19 protein-coding genes are annotated in these 18,013 nt (G+C 33.7%); 6 read left to right on the top strand and 13 right to left on the bottom strand.

Annotated elements, in window-relative coordinates:
* Positions 1-13 precede the first annotated feature (13 nt).
* Both Q1A60_RS17460 and Q1A60_RS17455 read left to right on the top strand, forming a co-directional pair.
* Positions 14-1,849: a hypothetical protein gene (locus tag Q1A60_RS17460; RefSeq protein WP_299767471.1), complete on the top strand. Its 1,836-nt coding sequence runs from the start codon at positions 14-16 to the stop codon at positions 1,847-1,849.
* A gap of 241 nt (positions 1,850-2,090) precedes the next feature.
* Positions 2,091-4,334 (top strand): ATP-binding protein, encoded by a 2,244-nt coding sequence (locus tag Q1A60_RS17455; protein ID WP_299767472.1) that lies wholly within the window; start codon positions 2,091-2,093, stop codon positions 4,332-4,334.
* Positions 4,335-4,339: 5 nt separating this feature from the next.
* On the opposite strand, the gene Q1A60_RS17450 is transcribed toward Q1A60_RS17455, so the two are convergent.
* From Q1A60_RS17450 to Q1A60_RS17435, 4 genes are all read right to left on the bottom strand, one after another.
* Positions 4,340-4,990 (bottom strand): hypothetical protein, encoded by a 651-nt coding sequence (locus Q1A60_RS17450; RefSeq protein ID WP_299767473.1) that lies wholly within the window; start codon positions 4,988-4,990, stop codon positions 4,340-4,342.
* Entirely contained in the window at positions 4,983-5,927 is a 945-nt protein-coding gene (locus Q1A60_RS17445) for a phosphoribosylaminoimidazolesuccinocarboxamide synthase (protein ID WP_299767474.1), read from the bottom strand. The genes Q1A60_RS17450 and Q1A60_RS17445 overlap by 8 nt, the downstream gene beginning before the upstream one ends.
* A gap of 106 nt (positions 5,928-6,033) precedes the next feature.
* Positions 6,034-6,534, bottom strand: coding sequence for a DUF3592 domain-containing protein (locus tag Q1A60_RS17440; RefSeq protein ID WP_299767475.1), 501 nt, complete (start codon positions 6,532-6,534; stop codon positions 6,034-6,036).
* 30 nt (positions 6,535-6,564) lie between these two features.
* Positions 6,565-7,518: a PhoH family protein gene (locus Q1A60_RS17435; protein WP_299767476.1), complete on the bottom strand. Its 954-nt coding sequence runs from the start codon at positions 7,516-7,518 to the stop codon at positions 6,565-6,567.
* Positions 7,519-7,699: 181 nt separating this feature from the next.
* Between Q1A60_RS17435 and Q1A60_RS17430 the strand changes: the two genes are divergently transcribed.
* Together Q1A60_RS17430 and Q1A60_RS17425 are read left to right on the top strand one after the other, a co-directional pair.
* Positions 7,700-8,533, top strand: a complete 834-nt coding sequence (locus Q1A60_RS17430; protein WP_299767477.1) for an SAM-dependent chlorinase/fluorinase — start codon at positions 7,700-7,702, stop codon at positions 8,531-8,533.
* A complete protein-coding gene (locus tag Q1A60_RS17425; protein WP_299767478.1) occupies positions 8,533-8,829 on the top strand; it encodes an antibiotic biosynthesis monooxygenase family protein in 297 nt (98 codons plus the stop codon). Before Q1A60_RS17430 ends, Q1A60_RS17425 begins: the two co-directional genes overlap by 1 nt.
* A gap of 13 nt (positions 8,830-8,842) precedes the next feature.
* On the opposite strand, the gene Q1A60_RS17420 is transcribed toward Q1A60_RS17425, so the two are convergent.
* The 6 genes from Q1A60_RS17420 to Q1A60_RS17395 form a co-directional block, all read right to left on the bottom strand.
* A complete protein-coding gene (locus Q1A60_RS17420; protein ID WP_299767479.1) occupies positions 8,843-9,730 on the bottom strand; it encodes a DUF4835 family protein in 888 nt (295 codons plus the stop codon).
* Positions 9,727-10,935: a bifunctional phosphopantothenoylcysteine decarboxylase/phosphopantothenate--cysteine ligase CoaBC gene (coaBC, locus tag Q1A60_RS17415; protein ID WP_299767480.1), complete on the bottom strand. Its 1,209-nt coding sequence runs from the start codon at positions 10,933-10,935 to the stop codon at positions 9,727-9,729. The genes Q1A60_RS17420 and coaBC overlap by 4 nt, the downstream gene beginning before the upstream one ends.
* Positions 10,936-10,943: 8 nt before the next feature.
* The gene (locus Q1A60_RS17410) at positions 10,944-11,282 is read right to left on the bottom strand and encodes a DNA-directed RNA polymerase subunit omega (protein WP_299767481.1); all 339 of its coding nucleotides are present in this window, start codon (positions 11,280-11,282) and stop codon (positions 10,944-10,946) included.
* A gap of 12 nt (positions 11,283-11,294) precedes the next feature.
* On the bottom strand, positions 11,295-12,107 hold the full coding sequence (bamD, locus tag Q1A60_RS17405; protein ID WP_299767482.1) for an outer membrane protein assembly factor BamD: 813 nt from the start codon (positions 12,105-12,107) through the stop codon (positions 11,295-11,297).
* 120 nt (positions 12,108-12,227) lie between these two features.
* Positions 12,228-13,106, bottom strand: a complete 879-nt coding sequence (gene dapA / locus Q1A60_RS17400; RefSeq protein WP_299767483.1) for a 4-hydroxy-tetrahydrodipicolinate synthase — start codon at positions 13,104-13,106, stop codon at positions 12,228-12,230.
* Between the two features lies 1 nt (position 13,107).
* Positions 13,108-13,620, bottom strand: a complete 513-nt coding sequence (locus Q1A60_RS17395) for a hypothetical protein (RefSeq protein ID WP_299767484.1) — start codon at positions 13,618-13,620, stop codon at positions 13,108-13,110.
* Between the two features lie 61 nt (positions 13,621-13,681).
* Between Q1A60_RS17395 and Q1A60_RS17390 the strand changes: the two genes are divergently transcribed.
* On the top strand, positions 13,682-14,446 hold the full coding sequence (locus Q1A60_RS17390; RefSeq protein ID WP_299767485.1) for a 5'-nucleotidase C-terminal domain-containing protein: 765 nt from the start codon (positions 13,682-13,684) through the stop codon (positions 14,444-14,446).
* A 4-nt stretch (positions 14,447-14,450) separates the two neighbouring features.
* Positions 14,451-15,362, top strand: coding sequence for a metallophosphatase (locus Q1A60_RS17385; RefSeq protein ID WP_299767486.1), 912 nt, complete (start codon positions 14,451-14,453; stop codon positions 15,360-15,362).
* Here the strand turns inward: Q1A60_RS17385 and Q1A60_RS17380 are convergent.
* The 3 genes from Q1A60_RS17380 to Q1A60_RS17370 form a co-directional block, all read right to left on the bottom strand.
* Positions 15,359-16,015 carry a hypothetical protein gene (locus tag Q1A60_RS17380; protein WP_299767487.1) on the bottom strand — a complete coding sequence of 219 codons (657 nt, stop codon included), beginning with the start codon at positions 16,013-16,015 and terminating at the stop codon, positions 15,359-15,361. The two genes, Q1A60_RS17385 and Q1A60_RS17380, sit on opposite strands and share 4 nt — an antisense overlap.
* A 382-nt stretch (positions 16,016-16,397) precedes the next feature.
* The gene (locus Q1A60_RS17375; RefSeq protein ID WP_299767488.1) at positions 16,398-16,907 is read right to left on the bottom strand and encodes a hypothetical protein; all 510 of its coding nucleotides are present in this window, start codon (positions 16,905-16,907) and stop codon (positions 16,398-16,400) included.
* 629 nt (positions 16,908-17,536) lie between these two features.
* Positions 17,537-17,899, bottom strand: a complete 363-nt coding sequence (locus tag Q1A60_RS17370) for a hypothetical protein (protein WP_299767489.1) — start codon at positions 17,897-17,899, stop codon at positions 17,537-17,539.
* Positions 17,900-18,013 lie beyond the last annotated feature (114 nt).

Genomic DNA, 18,013 nt, shown 5'->3' with positions numbered 1-18,013 from the left:
AAAACGAATACTTATGAAACTTTTTAAGAACATCCCTATTTTAATGTTAGCCGTGTTTTTTCTTTTTAGTGCTTGTAGAACAGAAGATGAAGAAATTATAACACCACCTGAACAAGAAATCCTAGCGATCAACTCTACTACTGCCGACTTAATTACCCGCACTACTACCAATGATGGGTCTAATGATAATATCTTAGATAATGCAAGCTGTTTAAGTATTCAATTACCCGTTACTGTGATTATAGATGGTTTAGAAATTATTATAGACTCCGAAGCAGATCTAGATGTTATTGAAGCTATTTTTGATGAGTTTGATGATGATATCGATGAGCTAGATTTTGTATTCCCTATTACTATAATCCTGAGTGATTTTACAGAGATTACTATTACCAACGCTCAAGAACTACAAGCCTTTATAGATGAATGTTCTGGGGAAAACGAACCTGATGATGATATTGAATGTATTGACTTCCAATATCCCATTACATACGCAGTCTTTGATCAAAACAATGAACTTATAGAAACAGTTACCATCAATAATGATCAAGAGCATTATGAGTTTATTGATAATCTAGAAGATTCTGATATTGTAAGTATTAATTTCCCATTAACCCTTATTCTTGCTAATGGAAATACGGTAACGGTAAATAACATCTTGCAACTTGAAGATGTTATCGAAAATGCCATAGACGATTGTGATGAAGATGATGATAACGATTATGATGATGATGATTGTGAAGATTGTACTACAGACCAATTAACGTCTATTCTTACAGAATGCCCTAGCTGGGTAATAGACAAACTAGAACGCGATGATAATGATCTTGAAGATAGTTATACTAACATCGAATTCTCTTTCAGTACAGATGGTACGATCACTATAGATGACAATGGTACAATCACTACAGGAACTTGGAATGCAGTAACAAATGATATGACAAATATTATTCAAGTAGCTATCGATGTCCCTGGAGATACAAACGTAAGTGACATCTGGATGCTTCATGAAATCGAAGAAGAAATTGGAGAAGTAAACGTAGACTTACGTATAGGAGATGATCGATTACGCTTTGAAAGTACGTGTAATGAAGATGACAATGATGACGACGACGACGATGATGGTAACGATTGTGAAGATTGTACTACAGATCAATTAACGTCTATTCTCACAGAATGCCCAAGTTGGGGAATAGATAAGCTAGAACGTAATGATAATGACCTTGAAGATAATTATACTAACATCGAATTCTCTTTCAGTACAGATGGTACGATCACTATAGATGACAATGGTATGATTACTAATGGAACTTGGGATACCGTAGAAAATGATATGACAAACCTTATTGAAGTAGTCATTGATGTTCCTAATGATGCAGACATAAGTGATACCTGGATACTACATGAAATTGAAGAAGTAACTGGAGAAGTAACAGTAGACTTACGTATAGGTAATGATAGATTACGTTTTGAAAGTACCTGTGAGGATGGAGGTAATGATGGTGGCGACAACACATTCTTAGAAGATGTCCTTACTGCTGAAAACAGTATTTGGATCGTAAGTAGCTACGTCGAAGACAACAATGATGAAACTGCCGATTTTAATGGATTTGAATTTGTATTCAATATTGATGGAACTGCAACTGCTACCAACGCTGGTAATGTAACCAACGGAACATGGGCACATATAAATAACGAGACGGAATTGCTATTAAACTTTGGGACTTCCATGCCTTTAGATGAATTAGAAGACGATTGGGAAATCATTTCTGTTACAGAAACTCAAGTAGAGCTTCAAGATATAAGTGGCGGAAATGGAGGAACAGACATTTTAATATTTGAAAGAAATTAATAGACACAATGCCCCAATAATTGATTTTTATCTCATAGATTTAAATCGTGTTCAAAGTGAGGTTGCCTAAATAATTAGGCAACCTCATTTTCATTACTGCCAAACAGTAATTAAATTAAAGAAAAATCCTACAAATTATTATTTTAAAAATTTAAACAAGTATATTTGTTCTGGTTATCAATATAGTATCCCTCAATCTATTGATAAAGTTATATACTAGCACTTTATTGCTATTTAACTAATGAACAAAGATATAGACCCTACTATTTCAGAAGTTACAGCGCTTTTAGATAAAGCTTACGCATTGCGTGGTGAAAATATGCACCATAGCATTGAACTTGCCCAAGAAGCATTAGAAAAAAGCAGAAAAATTAATAATTCTTCTCTTATAGGCAGTAGTCTTAGTAAGCTTGCTTTATTTCATATGGTGAGTGCAGACAATCAGAAAGCCATTGAAATGTCTGAAGAGGCCATCACTCATTTTAAGAAAGATAATGATGAGCTAGGAATTGCAAAAGCAAAATATAATATAGCAGGGGTTTATTATAAGACAAACAATTATCATCTAGGGATGTTTCATCTTATTGATTGTCTTACCATATTTCGTAAGTATGACGATAAGCATAATGAATCTAGAACCCACAAAACACTAGGTACCATATACGAAGTATTGGGCGATCAAGAAAGCGCTATAAAAGCCTATAAAAGTGCTATTACATGTGCTATAGAAGTGAGTGATAAAAATCTAGAATCTAATGCATATAATCCACTTTCTGGAATTCTACTTAAAAGAGGTGACATTAAACAAGCATTAGAGATTATAGAACTTTCTGTCGCTATAAAAATAGAAACAAAAGACAGACGCGGGTATGCATTTGCTATATATGGACGGGCTAAAGTATACACATATTTAGAACGATATGATGAAGCCCTCAAAGATTTCAAAGAGGCTCTAGTCATTCATGAAGAAGTGGGTGATCAATTTGCTATAGCCATGTGTCATAACAAAATGGCAAAACTCTTTATAAAAACAGAACAAAGAGAAAAAGCTAAGCAATACTTACAGACAGCTATTGATATTAGCACAAAAAATGATCTGTCTATCATGAAATATAAATGCTATTATTTCATGTATACTATTTATAAAGAAGAAAAAAATGCTAAAATCTCACTTAAGTTTTTAGAACATTACATACAAGAAAAAGATGCTGCTCATAACTCACAAACACTTAAAATTATTGAAAATTATGAGCGTATTTCTAAACTTCAATCAAAAGAGAATGAAGCAGAATTAAAACGTCAAAAAGCTGAAATAGAGGCACAACAGGAACGTGCAGAACAAACTGCTTCTATGAAGCAGAACTTCCTATCTGCGATGAGTCATGAGATTCGAACGCCTTTAAATGCGGTTACTAGTATTATCTCTTTACTCAGAGAACGTTCTGATGAACAAGACAAGAAACTCTTAACTTCATTACGCTTTTCTGCAAAAAACCTCATGCGTATTATTAATGACATCCTTGACTTTTCTAAATTAGAATCCAATAAAATGGATTTAGAAAAACATCCTGTAAAATTCAAGGAAGTATTACAAAATATACAACAAACCTATGTGAGTCTTGCTGAAGATAAAGGCATTACCTTAGATTTAACCATAGCAGATACCGTTGCAAATAGCTATGAAATAGATGAGACGAAATTATTCCAAATTATAGGAAATTTAGTAAGTAATGCTATTAAGTTTACAGAAAAAGGTTCTGTAGAGATTAATGTAGATACCACGTCTATAAATAAAGAGACAGATGTTTTATCTTTTAAAGTAAAAGATACGGGTATTGGGATTCCTGAGCTAGAGAGAGAAAAACTATTTGAAAGTTTTTACATGCCCAAATCTATTATGACACGTAATGATGGAGGTACTGGTTTAGGGCTTTCTATTGTCAAAAAATTAATCGAACTACATGGTAGTACAATCTCAATAGATAGTACTGAAGGAGAAGGCTCTGTATTTACATTCGAACTTGAATTTAAAAAGTCTGAAGCTCCAGTCCATATGGACAAAGACCTATTTAAATCGTTGCAAAACAAAACAGCAATCCTAGCAGAAGACAACGAGATTAATGCACTCGTCATGAGGCAATTACTTAACAAATGGGGGATTTCTATTAAACGTGTAAAGAACGGAAAGCAAGCAATAGTACAAGCTTTAGAGTTTAAAGTAGATTTTATTCTTATGGATATTCACATGCCAGAAATGAATGGTTTTGATGCTACACGTATTATCAGATCTACAGAAAACGTAAATCAACAAACCCCTATCTTTGCTTTAACTGCCGATGTCACTTCTGCAAACAAAGACGAATTTGCACATCTATTTGATGGTTTCTTATGGAAACCTATCGAAATTCAACGCATGTTTGATGCGCTTACAAAGGTATATTCAGAAAAAGATATATCAGATACTCGTTTTATAGATGCAAAATAAATGCATTAATTACTCTGTACAGAAAGATTTTTAAAATTCAATTCGTAATCTCGGTTAAGGACATCTATATGTATCACCATAAATGATCGTATATCACTACTTATAAAATATTGCGTAAAATAGCGATTTTCGATAAAGTCAGAAGTCTGCTTTAACTTCAGTTTGACCATTTTATGTCCATTAAACGTTTTAATTCGTTTTTCAATGATTTCAGAAGTTATTCCTAACTCTTGATCTTGCCTTTTCATAGTAACGGCAAAATCACTTATATAATAAGAAGCTGTTTTCTTGTCTAAGCGTATATAAGAACTAGGATATATTGCTATAAAATTGCTCGGCATAAATTCATCTCTAAAAAACACAGGTTTTTTTTCTTTATTCCTGTATTCTTTTGAGGACTGTAGCAACATATTAATCATGGCATCATCTTCTACTCGTGCTAATTCAAAAAGCGCTTCATACGTTAGTTTCTCATAACTAGTAGGTAACCAAACGGTTGTGTTTAAAAACTCAACTTCAAATTCCTCTAATAAAGAAGTGTCTAATTGTTTTGGCGGAGTCGTTGTAACTTCCTTCTTACAGGAAATACAACAAATTGTAACTACCGTACAGAGTATATATATGTATTTTTTATATGCATAGAATGTCTTATCCAAGATAGTTGAGTACGTTTTGTTCAATTCTAGCTTCTATGTTGGTTACGTCCGCTTTCGCGAAAGCTTCCCCAGTAATATTCTCATATAATTCAATATAACGGTCTGACACGGTTGCTATGTAATCATCAGACATTTCCGGCACTGTTTGTCCTTCAAGCCCTTGAAAGTCATTACTGATGAGCCATTGTCTTACAAACTCTTTAGACAATTGCTTTTGAGCTTCTCCCCTCGCCTGACGTTCTTCATACCCTTCTGCATAGAAGTAGCGAGAAGAATCTGGTGTATGAATCTCATCTATAAGGACAATCTCCCCATCGGCAGTTTTTCCAAACTCATACTTTGTATCTACCAATATTAATCCGCGACTAGCAGCGATTTCAGAACCTCTTTGAAACAACTTACGCGTATAATCTTCTAGCACGATATAATCTGCTTCAGATACAATTCCTTTTTTAAGAATGTCTTCACGAGAAATATCCTCATCGTGATCTCCCATTTCAGCCTTAGTAGCTGGGGTGATAATAGGCGTTGGAAAGGCATCATTTTCTTTCATGCCTTCTGGCATCGGCACACCACATAACATACGTCTACCTGCTTTATACTCACGTGCCGCATGACCCGACATATATCCACGTATCACCATTTCTACTTTAAAAGGTTCGCAACGCTTCCCTATAGCCACATTTGGATCTGGAGTTGCCACAAGCCAGTTAGGTACTAGATCTTCTGTATCCTTCATCATCTTGGTTGCAATCTGATTTAAGATTTGTCCTTTATAAGGAATCCCTTTAGGCATCACGACATCAAAAGCACTCAATCTGTCGGTAGCAACCATGAGTAATAAATCATTATCAAGTGTATATACTTCACGTACTTTCCCTTTATATAAATCTTTCTGTCCTGGAAAATTGAAATTAGTGTCAATAATGGTGTTCATAGTCGTGATCAAATTGTATGTTGTGTTTTAAAATACAAAAATAAGGATACTCGTATTTTCATAAAATATAAAAAGAAGTTTAACCGTGATAGTTGCTAACAAAGAGTTACTCATAACTAATAAGGGCTTGAACATTACTTTTTAAATGCTCATAAACAATGCTATTTTCAGGATTGTTAGTTTCAAATATAATTTTGTATGTATCTCCTTTACTTCCATATTTATCTTTAGAAGACACGGTATATTCTTTACCATGTACAGTATAAGTAAACACACATATAGTCGTACTACTGCTATTGGAACGTATGGATACACTATCTGTTATTTTACCTTTTGTTTTCTCTCCATTCAATAAAATGGTAATGATTTTTTTCTTTTTTCGTACCCAAAAGAATAATAAAATAACAAAAAGGATTTGAAAAGCAATAAATACTACTTTTTTAGGAATAGTATCAAAAAAAGTAATCCATCTAGGAGATACGCTAAACATTTCAATGTTTATAAATACACAAACTAAGAGTAAAATAACATATATGTAGTTATCACTATGTACAGCCTTACGAAGCTCCTTTTCATCTTCGATGATTACTTTTTTTACTTTAGCCACTATATACTTACCATTTAAAACTAAATACGATTAATTCCTATTCTCAATGTCCTTATACGCCGCAATGACCTTTTTGACAAGTTGGTGACGTACCACATCCTTATCGTCAAGATATAGCATCCCAACTCCTTTTACATTCTTAAGAATTAATAACGCTTCTTTGAGTCCGCTCGTAACACGTCTTGGTAAATCTATCTGTCCGGGATCTCCAGTAATCATAAACTTAGCACTACGTCCCATACGCGTTAAAAACATCTTCATTTGCGCATGCGTAGTATTTTGAGCCTCATCTAGAATTACAAACGCATTGTCTAGCGTACGTCCTCTCATAAATGCCATAGGTGCAATTTGAATGACTCCTTTTTCTATAAAGCTTTCTAACTTCTCATGCGGAATCATATCGCGTAAGGCATCATAAAGTGGTTGCATATAAGGATCTAACTTCTCCTTCATATCACCAGGTAAAAATCCTAAATTCTCTCCCGCTTCTACAGCTGGGCGTGTTAAAATGATGCGCTTTACAGATTTTTCTTTAAGTGCTTTTACAGCAAGTGCCACACCAACATATGTCTTCCCTGTTCCGGCAGGACCTATCGCAAATACGAGATCATTCTTTTTAGAAAGCTCAACTAACTTACGCTGATTTGCTGTTTGTGGTTTAATTAATTTACCGCTTACACCATGCACAATGGTCTCGCCACTCTCTTTAGAAGTTTCATAATCGGCTTTACTTTGACTGGTGAGTACACGCTCTATTATATTTTCATCAAGCTTATTATACTTACCAAAATGTTCTGTAAGCATGGTAAATCGCCTATCAAATTCTTCCAATAAATCCTCATCACCATAGGCTTTTATCTTATTTCCTCTGGCAACAATTTTTAATTTTGGGAAGTAGCGTTTAAGTAATTCTATATTGGCGTTTTGTTGTCCAAAAAACTCACGCGGGTTGATTTCTGAAAGTTCAATTATTAATTCGTTCAAATGGCAAGCAGTTTTTATGAGATTCCTCAGTAAATTATTTTAGATTTGTTAAAGCAAAGTACGAAATTTTTGAGCGTCTATACCTACGCATGAGTTATCGTATTATTAAAAATAATAAACAATTTGGGGACGGTTGTTGTTTTTGCTTTCGCGAAAGCGTACTATCCCTATATGTATACGTATGGCAATTATCACGTTAACTACAGATTTTGGCGAAAAAGATCACTTTGCGGGTGCTGTAAAAGGTGCGATTTATAGTGAACTTAGCGACATACGTATTGTTGATATCACACATACCATATCTCCATTTCATATTACCGAAGCAGCATATATCATCCAAAATGCGTATAAAAACTTTCCAAAAGGAAGTATTCATATCATAGGGGTAGATAGTGAACTCACGCCTGAAACCAACCATATTGCGGTAAAACTAGAAGATCATTTCTTTATTTGTGCTAATAATGGGATCATTTCGTTAATCACAAGAGATATTGTGCCGCAAGAAATGGTAGAAATTAATATTCATAATAGAGTGACAACCAATTTTACGGTACTTGATGTATTTGTCCAAACAGCTTGTCATATTGCTCGCGGAGGTACATTAGGTGTGATTGGAAAGCCAATTTCTGAAATAAAACCGCTTACAGGAATTCAGCCTATTGTTAATAAGTCTCAAAAACAGATTATAGGAAATGTGATTTATGTAGATAATTATGGCAATGTGGTGAGTAATATTACACGTAAACTTTTTGAAGAAGTTGGAAAAGGACGTCCTTTTAAAATAGAAGCTAGGCGTACACAAATTTCTAAAATACATACTTCGTATAGCGGAGCAATTAACTTCTCTTTAGAAAAACACAAACGAGAAGAAGAGGGTAAAAAGCTAGCGATTTTTAATTCGGGTGGGTATATAGAACTTGCGATTTATAAAAGCAATCCCTCTACGGTTGGAAGTGCCGCAAGCCTTTTTGGCCTTGACTATCGTGATGCGATCACCATAAACTTTGAAGATTAATGTTAGTACGAATTGTCAAATTACGCTTTCGCGAAAGCGAAATACCTACCTTTTTAGCTAATTTTGAGGAGGTAAAAGATAGCATTAGAGCATTTCCTGGATGCCAATTTTTAGAGTTATATAGAGACCAGAATGATACTTCTATCTTCTTTACGTATAGTTATTGGGATACCGCCGATGCTTTAGAAAACTATCGTCATTCTGCATTATTTAAAGGGGTGTGGGCAGCTACCAAACCTTTATTCTCAGACAAGCCAGAAGCTTGGAGTGTCGATAAGCTAGCGAGTTTACAATAAGTTTCCTTCCTTTTTAAAAAGAAATCTGTCTCCAGAATGTAGACTTTGTCGGGGCTATACGATTTAATGTCGTCAATAAATCCGTAATAGGAAGTTGTGGTCCTCCAGAAAACATAGAAGCAATCTCTTCTGCTTTTGAATCAAAAAACACACGGTTTAAAAAGTTGTTAGGACGTTTATTATACATCCCCTTCATCTTTCCTATCGCATCCATTACTGCTTTCTTACCCTTCTTAGAATCATCTGCCATGATATCTAACCCTAATCTGTGGTAATCATACATGACATTACTAAATTCTCTAAAGTTTGGAGAAATTAAGTCTTCATTTAATCTATATCTAGATTGTGGTCCGTCTTGAGGTCTCCACCCTCTATTATTGCTTCCTTGTGCTGTTGTTACTATTTGCTTTGCAATCTGGAAGTACTTATCCCCTTCATTACGCTGAAAGGTATTACTATCATATCCTAAGATAGTATATACATAATAAGAGATCACAGACACTAAGTTAGAGTCAAAATTATTAGGATTAAAAATAAGCGGTTGGAATTCTACATACTCAAAATCAAAGTCTCTGTCATTAAAATTAAAAACAGGACTATCATAATTAGAATTAAATACTGGACGTGATGATTGTACTTGTATACTTGCTCTAAACGCATCAGAATTTACTTCCTGAACAATAATATTAAATGAGCAATCAATACGTTCTTGTTGCTTATATCTTCTATCGGTCCACTTTGTATTATTGATAAACTCGGTAAGTGAACGTTCTAGGGTTCTAAAAACCTGAAGTTCTGCTTTTCCAGTTTGTTCTGCATTAATAATCACTACGCCATTTAGCTCTTGCGCTTGCATAGATAGTGAACATAAAATTACAAAGATTGCGATAAGTGTTCTCATGTCGTTTTTATAAGTATCTGATCAAAAATATCTGCAGCTACTTCTTTTTTTGATTTCAAATCATAGGAAGTAGGTGATCCATTTTTGTCTATAAACGTAATTTTATTGGTTTTGGTCTTAAAGCCAGCACCTTTATCTCTAAGCGAATTTAATACAATTGCATCTAAATTCTTCTTTTTCAATTTTTTTAGTGCATTTTCTTCCTCATTTTGAGTTTCTAACGCAAATCCAACAAGAAATTGTCCTTGTTTTTTTTCACCCATAGAAGCAAGAATATCTCTCGTCTTTACCAAATGGATGGTAAAGGTATCATCATTCTTTTTTATTTTCTCATCAGCTACATGCGATGGTTTATAATCGGCTACAGCTGCTGCGGCAATAGCGATATCACATTGCTCATATACTTTATGTACTGCTTCATACATCTCATCTCCAGAGACTACTGAGTGAACCGTAATAAGGTCATGCACTACCTTGATAGCACTTGGTCCTAGTATTAAATCTACAGAAGCGCCTAAGTTGGCAGCTCTATATGCGAGTTCTGCTCCCATGGTTCCGCTACTATGATTTCCTATAAAACGTACAGGATCTATCGCTTCGTATGTAGGTCCAGCAGTAATAACTACGCGTTTACCTCTTAATGGTAATTTTTCTTGCATATGGTTTTCTATAAAGCGTACAATATCTTCTGGTTCTGCCATTCTTCCTTGACCAACTAATCCGCTAGCTAGTTCGCCACTTGTCGCTTCTATCATAATATTCCCATACGATGTAAGCTTTTGAAAGCTTTGTTTTGATGATGGGTGAATATACATATCAAGATCCATTGCAGGTGCAAAATAAACAGGGCATTTTGCACTGAGATAGGTTGCAAGCAAAAGGTTATCACAGGTACCCTGTGACATTTTAGAAAGTGTATTTGCTGTTGCTGGAGCAATCACCATAAGGTCTGCCCACAGTCCTAGCTCTACGTGATTTGTCCAAACCGCATTATCATCTTCTTCCTTTGTAAAGGAGCTATGAACTGGGTTTTTAGAAAGTGTAGATAATGTGAGGGGTGTTACAAAGTCTTTTGCCTTTTCTGTCATAACCACTTGCACAGAAGCGCCAGCTTTAATAAATGCTCTTACTAAAGTGGCGCTTTTATAAGCGGCTATGCCAGCGGTAACACCTAACAGTACTTTTTTACCGCGTAATATTGACATATATGTAATTATGCGTTTGTATCGTCTTCAGAAACACTAGTATCTCTGTAATAAATACGATCTTCTAACCACTCTTGAACGGCAAGTGCGTGTGATTTAGGAAGACGTTCGTAGAATTTAGATACTTCTATTTGTTCTTTGTTTTCAAAGATTTCTTCAAGACTATCATTAAAAGTAGCAAACTCATCTAATTTATCAGAAAGCTCTTTTTTAATTTCTGTATTGATTTGCGTTGCACGCTTAGCAATAATAGATATTGCTTCGTATACATTATCTGTAGGGGCATCTACTAGATTTTTATCTATAGTTGTCGTGTTTACCGGTGCATCTGTATCCTTAATATTCATCGTATAAATTGTTTAATTTATGGTCTCTTCTATTTGAAGTCGTTCATTAATATCTTCTATCATTCTCGCAACTTCTTTTGCATATTTCCCTGATGGGTAATATTTTTCTAATACTTCATATGCCTCTTTAGCTTTTGCTAATCGTTCTGCCATAAGGTCTTGTCGACTTCCTAAAGCATATTGATAAGCAGAATCAAATTTCCAGTACATGGCATCTTCTTTATACTCAGATCCTGGATAGGCAGATATAAAATTGTCAAATGATTTTATAGCATTTGGAAATGTATTACGACTTGCGCCTATGGTATTATATCCTTTTGCGATTTCGTACTCTTTTCTTTCTAGTTTAGTTTGCAGTTCTTTTACCATGGCATTCGCCTTATCCTGTCTTTCAGATTCAGGATATGAATTGATAAACTCTTGTAGTTTATCCATTGCTTTATTAGTATCTGCCTGATCAAGATAATAACTTGGTGAAAGCTGGTAATAACTCTCTGCACTTTTAAAAGCTGCTTCTTCTCTCTTACTACTCTGCGGATACGATTTTACAAAACGTTCAAACTGATATCCCGCTAGATAATAATCTCCTAATTGGTAATAGATATCTGAATAAGAATACATCACACGTTCTGCTTGTGGACGCCCTCTATACAATGGTACTATTTGTTCATATAGCTTCAACGCTTTTTTATAACTCCCATTTTGATAAAGAGAATCTGCAAGTGTATACTTGAGTTTGATATCATCAGACTTTAACGCATCTTGGTAGGTTGAACACGAACAAAATACGATTGCAAAAACTAAAAGGATAAGAATATTCTTCATAAGACTAAAACAGCAGGCAAAATTACATAAAAACTATCACATATTAAAACGATATATGCTGATCCAAAAATAAACCGATTTATGGCTCCTATCGTAGGATTAGCATAAGATTAACGCTTTTTATAAAGTTTTAAGATATGCAGCTATTTTTTTATCTAAACCTTCACTAGCCTTCATAAGAGGTAATCTCACAAAATCTTGACAAATATCTAAATGAGCCAATAATGATTTAATTCCAGCAGGATTCCCTTCTTCAAAAATAAGATCTATACTCGGCATTATTTGATAATGTGCTGTGTACGCTTTCGCGAAAGCGCCCTCTAAACCATCTCTAATGAGCGTAGAAAAAGAACTCACCAAACCTTGTCCTATAACAGAAATCACGCCATCTCCTCCAGCCGAAACTATTGGCAATGCCAACATATCATCGCCAGAAATTACCAAAAAACCTTCAGGTCTATCTCTTAATAATCGCAATGCTTGGGTCATATCTCCTGCAGCTTCTTTAATTGCAATAATATTCTCAAAGTCGTTAGCTAGACGTAAAGTCGTACCAGCTTCCATATTACTTCCTGTTCGAGAAGGTACATTATACATAATAATAGGAAGAGGTGAAGCTTCAGAAATAGCCTTGTAATGCGCATAAATTCCTTCTTGTGTAGGTCTATTGTAATACGGAGATACTGATAAAATAGCATCAAACCCTTCTACAACTCCCGCTGTAGTAAGCTCTGCTATAATAGCCGCTGTATTATTCCCTCCTAATCCTAGTACCAGTGGTAAACGTCCTTTGTTTACAGATACAATATGCTGTTTGACCTGTTTCTTCTCTACTGCCGAAAGTGTCGCACTCTCTGCGGTAGTTCCTAAAGCAACTAAATAATCAGTTCCTTGATCTATATTGTGTTCTATAAGTCTTGTTAACCCATCAAAATCGATAGATAGGTCTTCATTAAAAGGAGTGATAAGGGCTACTCCTGTGCCTCGGAAGGATTGCATGTTAACTAATTTTAAGTATTTGTAAATATTTTTCTAATTCATTAATAAATAGTGTTTCTTCACCAATCGCAGTAGTAATGACTAAATCCTGAAAACTTTGCTCATCTTTGATAAGTCCTACTTTAAAGGTCGCCTTAGAAAGTCCAGATACTATTTGGAGCGGTAGTCGGTCTTCTGTATAATAACTTAATAAAATATCAAAATCTCTTGCTACAAACTCTTTAAGAACCGTTGTTTTTAAGGTCGCATTCCATCCAATACCTTTTTCTGAATACACTCCTGGATCATTTTTTTGATCTTTAGGAAGCTTTGGCATATAGGAAAGTACTTCAATATCTTTTTCTTTAATCCCTAATATTGTAGCGAGTTGTTTGATTTTTTTCACATCAAAGGGTACATTCCCTTCTTGCAAGATACCTATACTACGTATAGATCTACCTGAAGGAGAATACACTCTACGTTCAGTCTCATTTTTAAGTTTTCTTATAATGGATTTTGCCTTTAATCCGTTCAAAAACATCTATCTTAGCTTTTTACGCAAATGTAGCTAAAAACAGACTAAATTTGACCCAAGAATGGTACTTAAAAAAATAACACATCTACTCTTTTTTGTTTGTATTTTCACAATCTTCGCTAGCTGTAAACAAGAAAAATACAATACCACTAGAGTAGACGCATCACTGGTATCTATTGATAGATCCATAAAAGAAGATACTTCTATCACCGCATTTATTACACCTTTTAAGACTGCTGTCGATAAAGAAATGGATAGTGTTCTTGCCTATGCGCCTACTTCTATTTCTAAAAATGACAGTAGGTATAATACAGCCATTGGTAATATGATGGCAGATGCCGTTTTTGAATTGGTAAATCCCGTATTTAAAGCACGAACAGGATATACGTTTAATGCTGTTATTTTAAACCATGGAGGAATTCGTGCTCCTTTAAACAAAGGAGATGTCACTACAGGTACAGCGTATGAGCTAATGCCTTTTGAAAATGAAGTTGTAGTCGTAGAATTAAGTGGTTTCCAAATGAAAGAACTATTTCAATACCTAGCAAAAGGGAAAGCACACCCTATCTCTAATCTACAAGTCATTCTTGGTGAAGATGGGAGTCTTAAAAAAGGGTTGATACAAGGTCATGAAATTATAGATAATGAAACGTATTTTATTGCAACAAGTGATTACCTACAAAAAGGAGGAGATAATATGACTTTCTTAAGCAAACCTGTGAGTTTACTTACGCTAGATTATAAAATTCGTAATGTACTTATAGATTATTTTAAAAAATATGATACGATCGCTCCCGTACGAGATAATCGATTTATAAAAGAATAAGGATATGAAACGTAGACATTTTATAAAACAGACTGCTGCTGCAGGAAGCCTTATTGGATTGGGTGGTATTGCCATGAGCACTACATCATTGGTTCCTAAAAAACATATTACCATCTTACATACAAATGATGTACATAGCCATATAGAACCTTTTGCTGCAAATGACCCTAAGTATGCAAATCAAGGAGGTGTTGCTAGACGATTAACACTCATTAATAGTGTTCGAAAGGAAAACCCAAATGTGTTATTATTAGATGCTGGTGACATTTTTCAAGGAACTCCTTATTTTAATTTTTATGGCGGCGAATTAGAGTTTAAACTCATGTCTATGTTAGGATATGATGCTGCCACTATAGGAAATCACGATTTTGATAACGGTGTTGGTGGTCTTGCACAACAAATGCCTCATGCCTCTTTTGAACTACTATCTGCCAATTATGATTTTACCAACACCATTATGGAAGGGCTTACTAAATCCTATCGTGTTTTTGTAAAAGATGGGATACGTATTGGTGTATTTGGTATTGGTATTCAGTTAGAAGGACTTGTAAATAAGCGTCAATTTAAAGAAACAAAACATTTAGACCCTATCGAATTAACCGATGATATGACGCGTATCCTAAAAGAAGAGGAAGCGTGTGATCTTATTATCTGTCTGTCTCATTTAGGATATGATTATAGCAATAAAGAACGTATTTCAGATCTTAAACTGGCAGCTGCAACTAAAGATATAGATCTAATCATAGGGGGTCATACACATACCTTTCTCGACAAACCAACCATTACTCAAAATAAAGAGGGCAATATCGTACTTGTAAACCAAGTAGGATGGGGAGGTATCCATGTAGGTCGTGTTGATTTTCACTTAGATCCTATCAAAGGAACTGAACATACGAGTACATTTTATAATATTTAATTATAGTCATTTTCAGTTGCTTTAATATCTTTTATGCGTACTAAATATGTAGCAAAAAGAACTCTAAAAAAGGTCCCAAAAATGAATGCCAGAACGATAAACAATCTATAATCAGATATATATTGATATACAAACCCAAAAAGCATTTCTCCAGTAATTCCTCCACCTATTCCCCATAACATAATATTATCAGGGTGTTTATTAAAAAAAGGAATCCCAAAAATTAGTAATACCGTAAGTATAAATGCTATGGAAGAAGGTAAAAAAAGTGCTACGTTGGGAATTAAAGGAAAAAGCAAATAGAGTACATATACTATTATAAAACTAATTCCCACAAAACCTATAATGAGTTCTAGTAAATTATGCGTACTAAAATTTTTAATTTTTATATCTAACATAGGCTTTAAAAGCCATAAGAAACATAATTGACTCACCAAGTAAGCAAAAGTAACAGGTACTATGTAGGTCTCATAATCATATAAGAATCCTACTTCAGCGATCATTAATAGTGTTAGAAATCCAAAATAAATACTATTAAATCTTCCGGTTGCCTTGTAATCATATACTGTAAAAAGCACTAAATTGATTAAGAATAATACAAATGTATATTCTATATCAAAAAAAAATGTGGCGATCACTAAAAGTATAGACACTACTATCGCTAATGATCTATAAATTCTCCCGTGTATGTATGATGCTTTTCTTATAGTATAGTATTTAAAATTCCTATGACGAGATCACGATGACTTCTATTTTCATGATTTTTAATAGATCTCACTTCATCTCTTGAAACAAGAAATGAAGAGTTCTAAGATATAGAACTAAATACACTCTTCCAGTATCTTATATTATTTTTTTACTATTACTCGGTATTCCAAAAAACACATTTTCTCTTAATAAACCAACCATTACTCAAAATAAAAAGGGACATTACACTAGTAAATCATGTGAGATAGGAAGGTATTCAGGTAGACCTGTGGGCTTTCATTTAGCCCCTATCAAAGGGGCTGAACATACGAGTACATTTTATAATATTTAATTATACTCATTTTCAGTTGCCTTAATATTTTTAATACGTATAAGGTACATCGTAAATATAATTTTTATAAAAGCTCCGAAGAGATGAGCCATCACCAAATAAGCTCCATGATCAGACATATACTCATAAATAAAACCACAACTCATTTCTCCTAGTAAACCTCCACCTATTCCCCATAACATAATATTATCAGGATGCTTATTAAAAAAAGGAATCCCTATACAGATAATTACCATTATAAAAAAAACAATGACAGATGGTAAAAACAATGTTAGGTCTGGTATTAATGGAAAAATTAGATACAGTAAATATCCAACGATATAACTAATTCCTATAAAACCAACAACAAGCTCTATTAAATTATGCGTACTATAGTTTTTAAAATTTACTTTAAGTATAGGTCGTATAAGCCAAAAAAAACACATCTGACCTACGAGCTGCGAAAAAGACAATACATTTATATATTTTTCAAAATCATATAAAAACAATACTTCTGCTATCAACATAGTTATCAAGTAAATTAATAAAACAACGTTAAATTTTTCTGTAGCTTTATAATGATACAAGAATAGAAATAGCATATATATAACAAAAAGTATTGATGTATACTCAACATCAAAAAAAACACTAGCTAATGCTAAAAGCAAAGACATTATTATTGCTAATGTCCTATATATTCTACCGTCTATGTGATCTGCTTCTCTAATTTTATTATATTTTAAGAATTCTTATGATGATACCTCAATGGCTTCTATTTTAATAATTTTTTAATTGATCATATTTCATCTCTTAAAACAAGAAATGAAGTGTTCTAAGATAAGAACTAAATACATTCTCCCAGTATCTTCTATTATTTTTTTCATCATTACTCGGCATTTCAAAAAGTACATCTATTTTGACAAACCAAACATTATTCAAAGTAAACTACCTCGGGGCAAGTCCACGAGACATTTATACGAAACTGAATTTTAATTTCGAGGCAAGCCTCGGAGTATTAAACCCTTTGGCGGTGCCAATAAAGAAGGTACATTATACTAGTAAATTATGTGGAAAAGGAAATTATTCAGATAGGTGTGTTGATTTTTATTTATCTCCTATTGAAAGTACTGAATATACGAGTACGTTTAATATCTAATTACAAATACTCTTCATCTAGCGTATCAGCTTCTTTTAAACGTATAAGATATATAACAAACACAATCTTTAAAAACGCGCCAAAAACATGAGCCATCACTATAAAGACTCGAAGGTCTGATACATATTGAAAAATAAAAGCACACATCATCTCTGCAATCATACCACCTCCGATACCCCAAAGTAAAATATTATCAGGATGTCTATTAAAAAAAGGATATCTTAAACAAAGTATGGTTAGGAGTATAAATGAGATAACCGAAGGAATAAATAATGTTAAGTCTGGTATCAAAGGGAAAATCAAATACATTAAATACCCTACAACATAACTAAATCCTAAGGTTCCTATAATTAGCTCTGTCAAATTATGAGTGCTAAATTTTTTAATATCAACTTTTAATATCGGTTTTAAAAGCCATAAAAAACATAACTGACTTGTTATATGCAATACTGAAACAATATTAACATACTTTTCAAA

The sequence above is a fragment of the uncultured Dokdonia sp. genome (assembly GCF_947492535.1).
Classification (GTDB): Bacteria; Bacteroidota; Bacteroidia; order Flavobacteriales; family Flavobacteriaceae; genus Dokdonia.
This window is presented reverse-complemented; position numbering and strand designations above follow the sequence as displayed.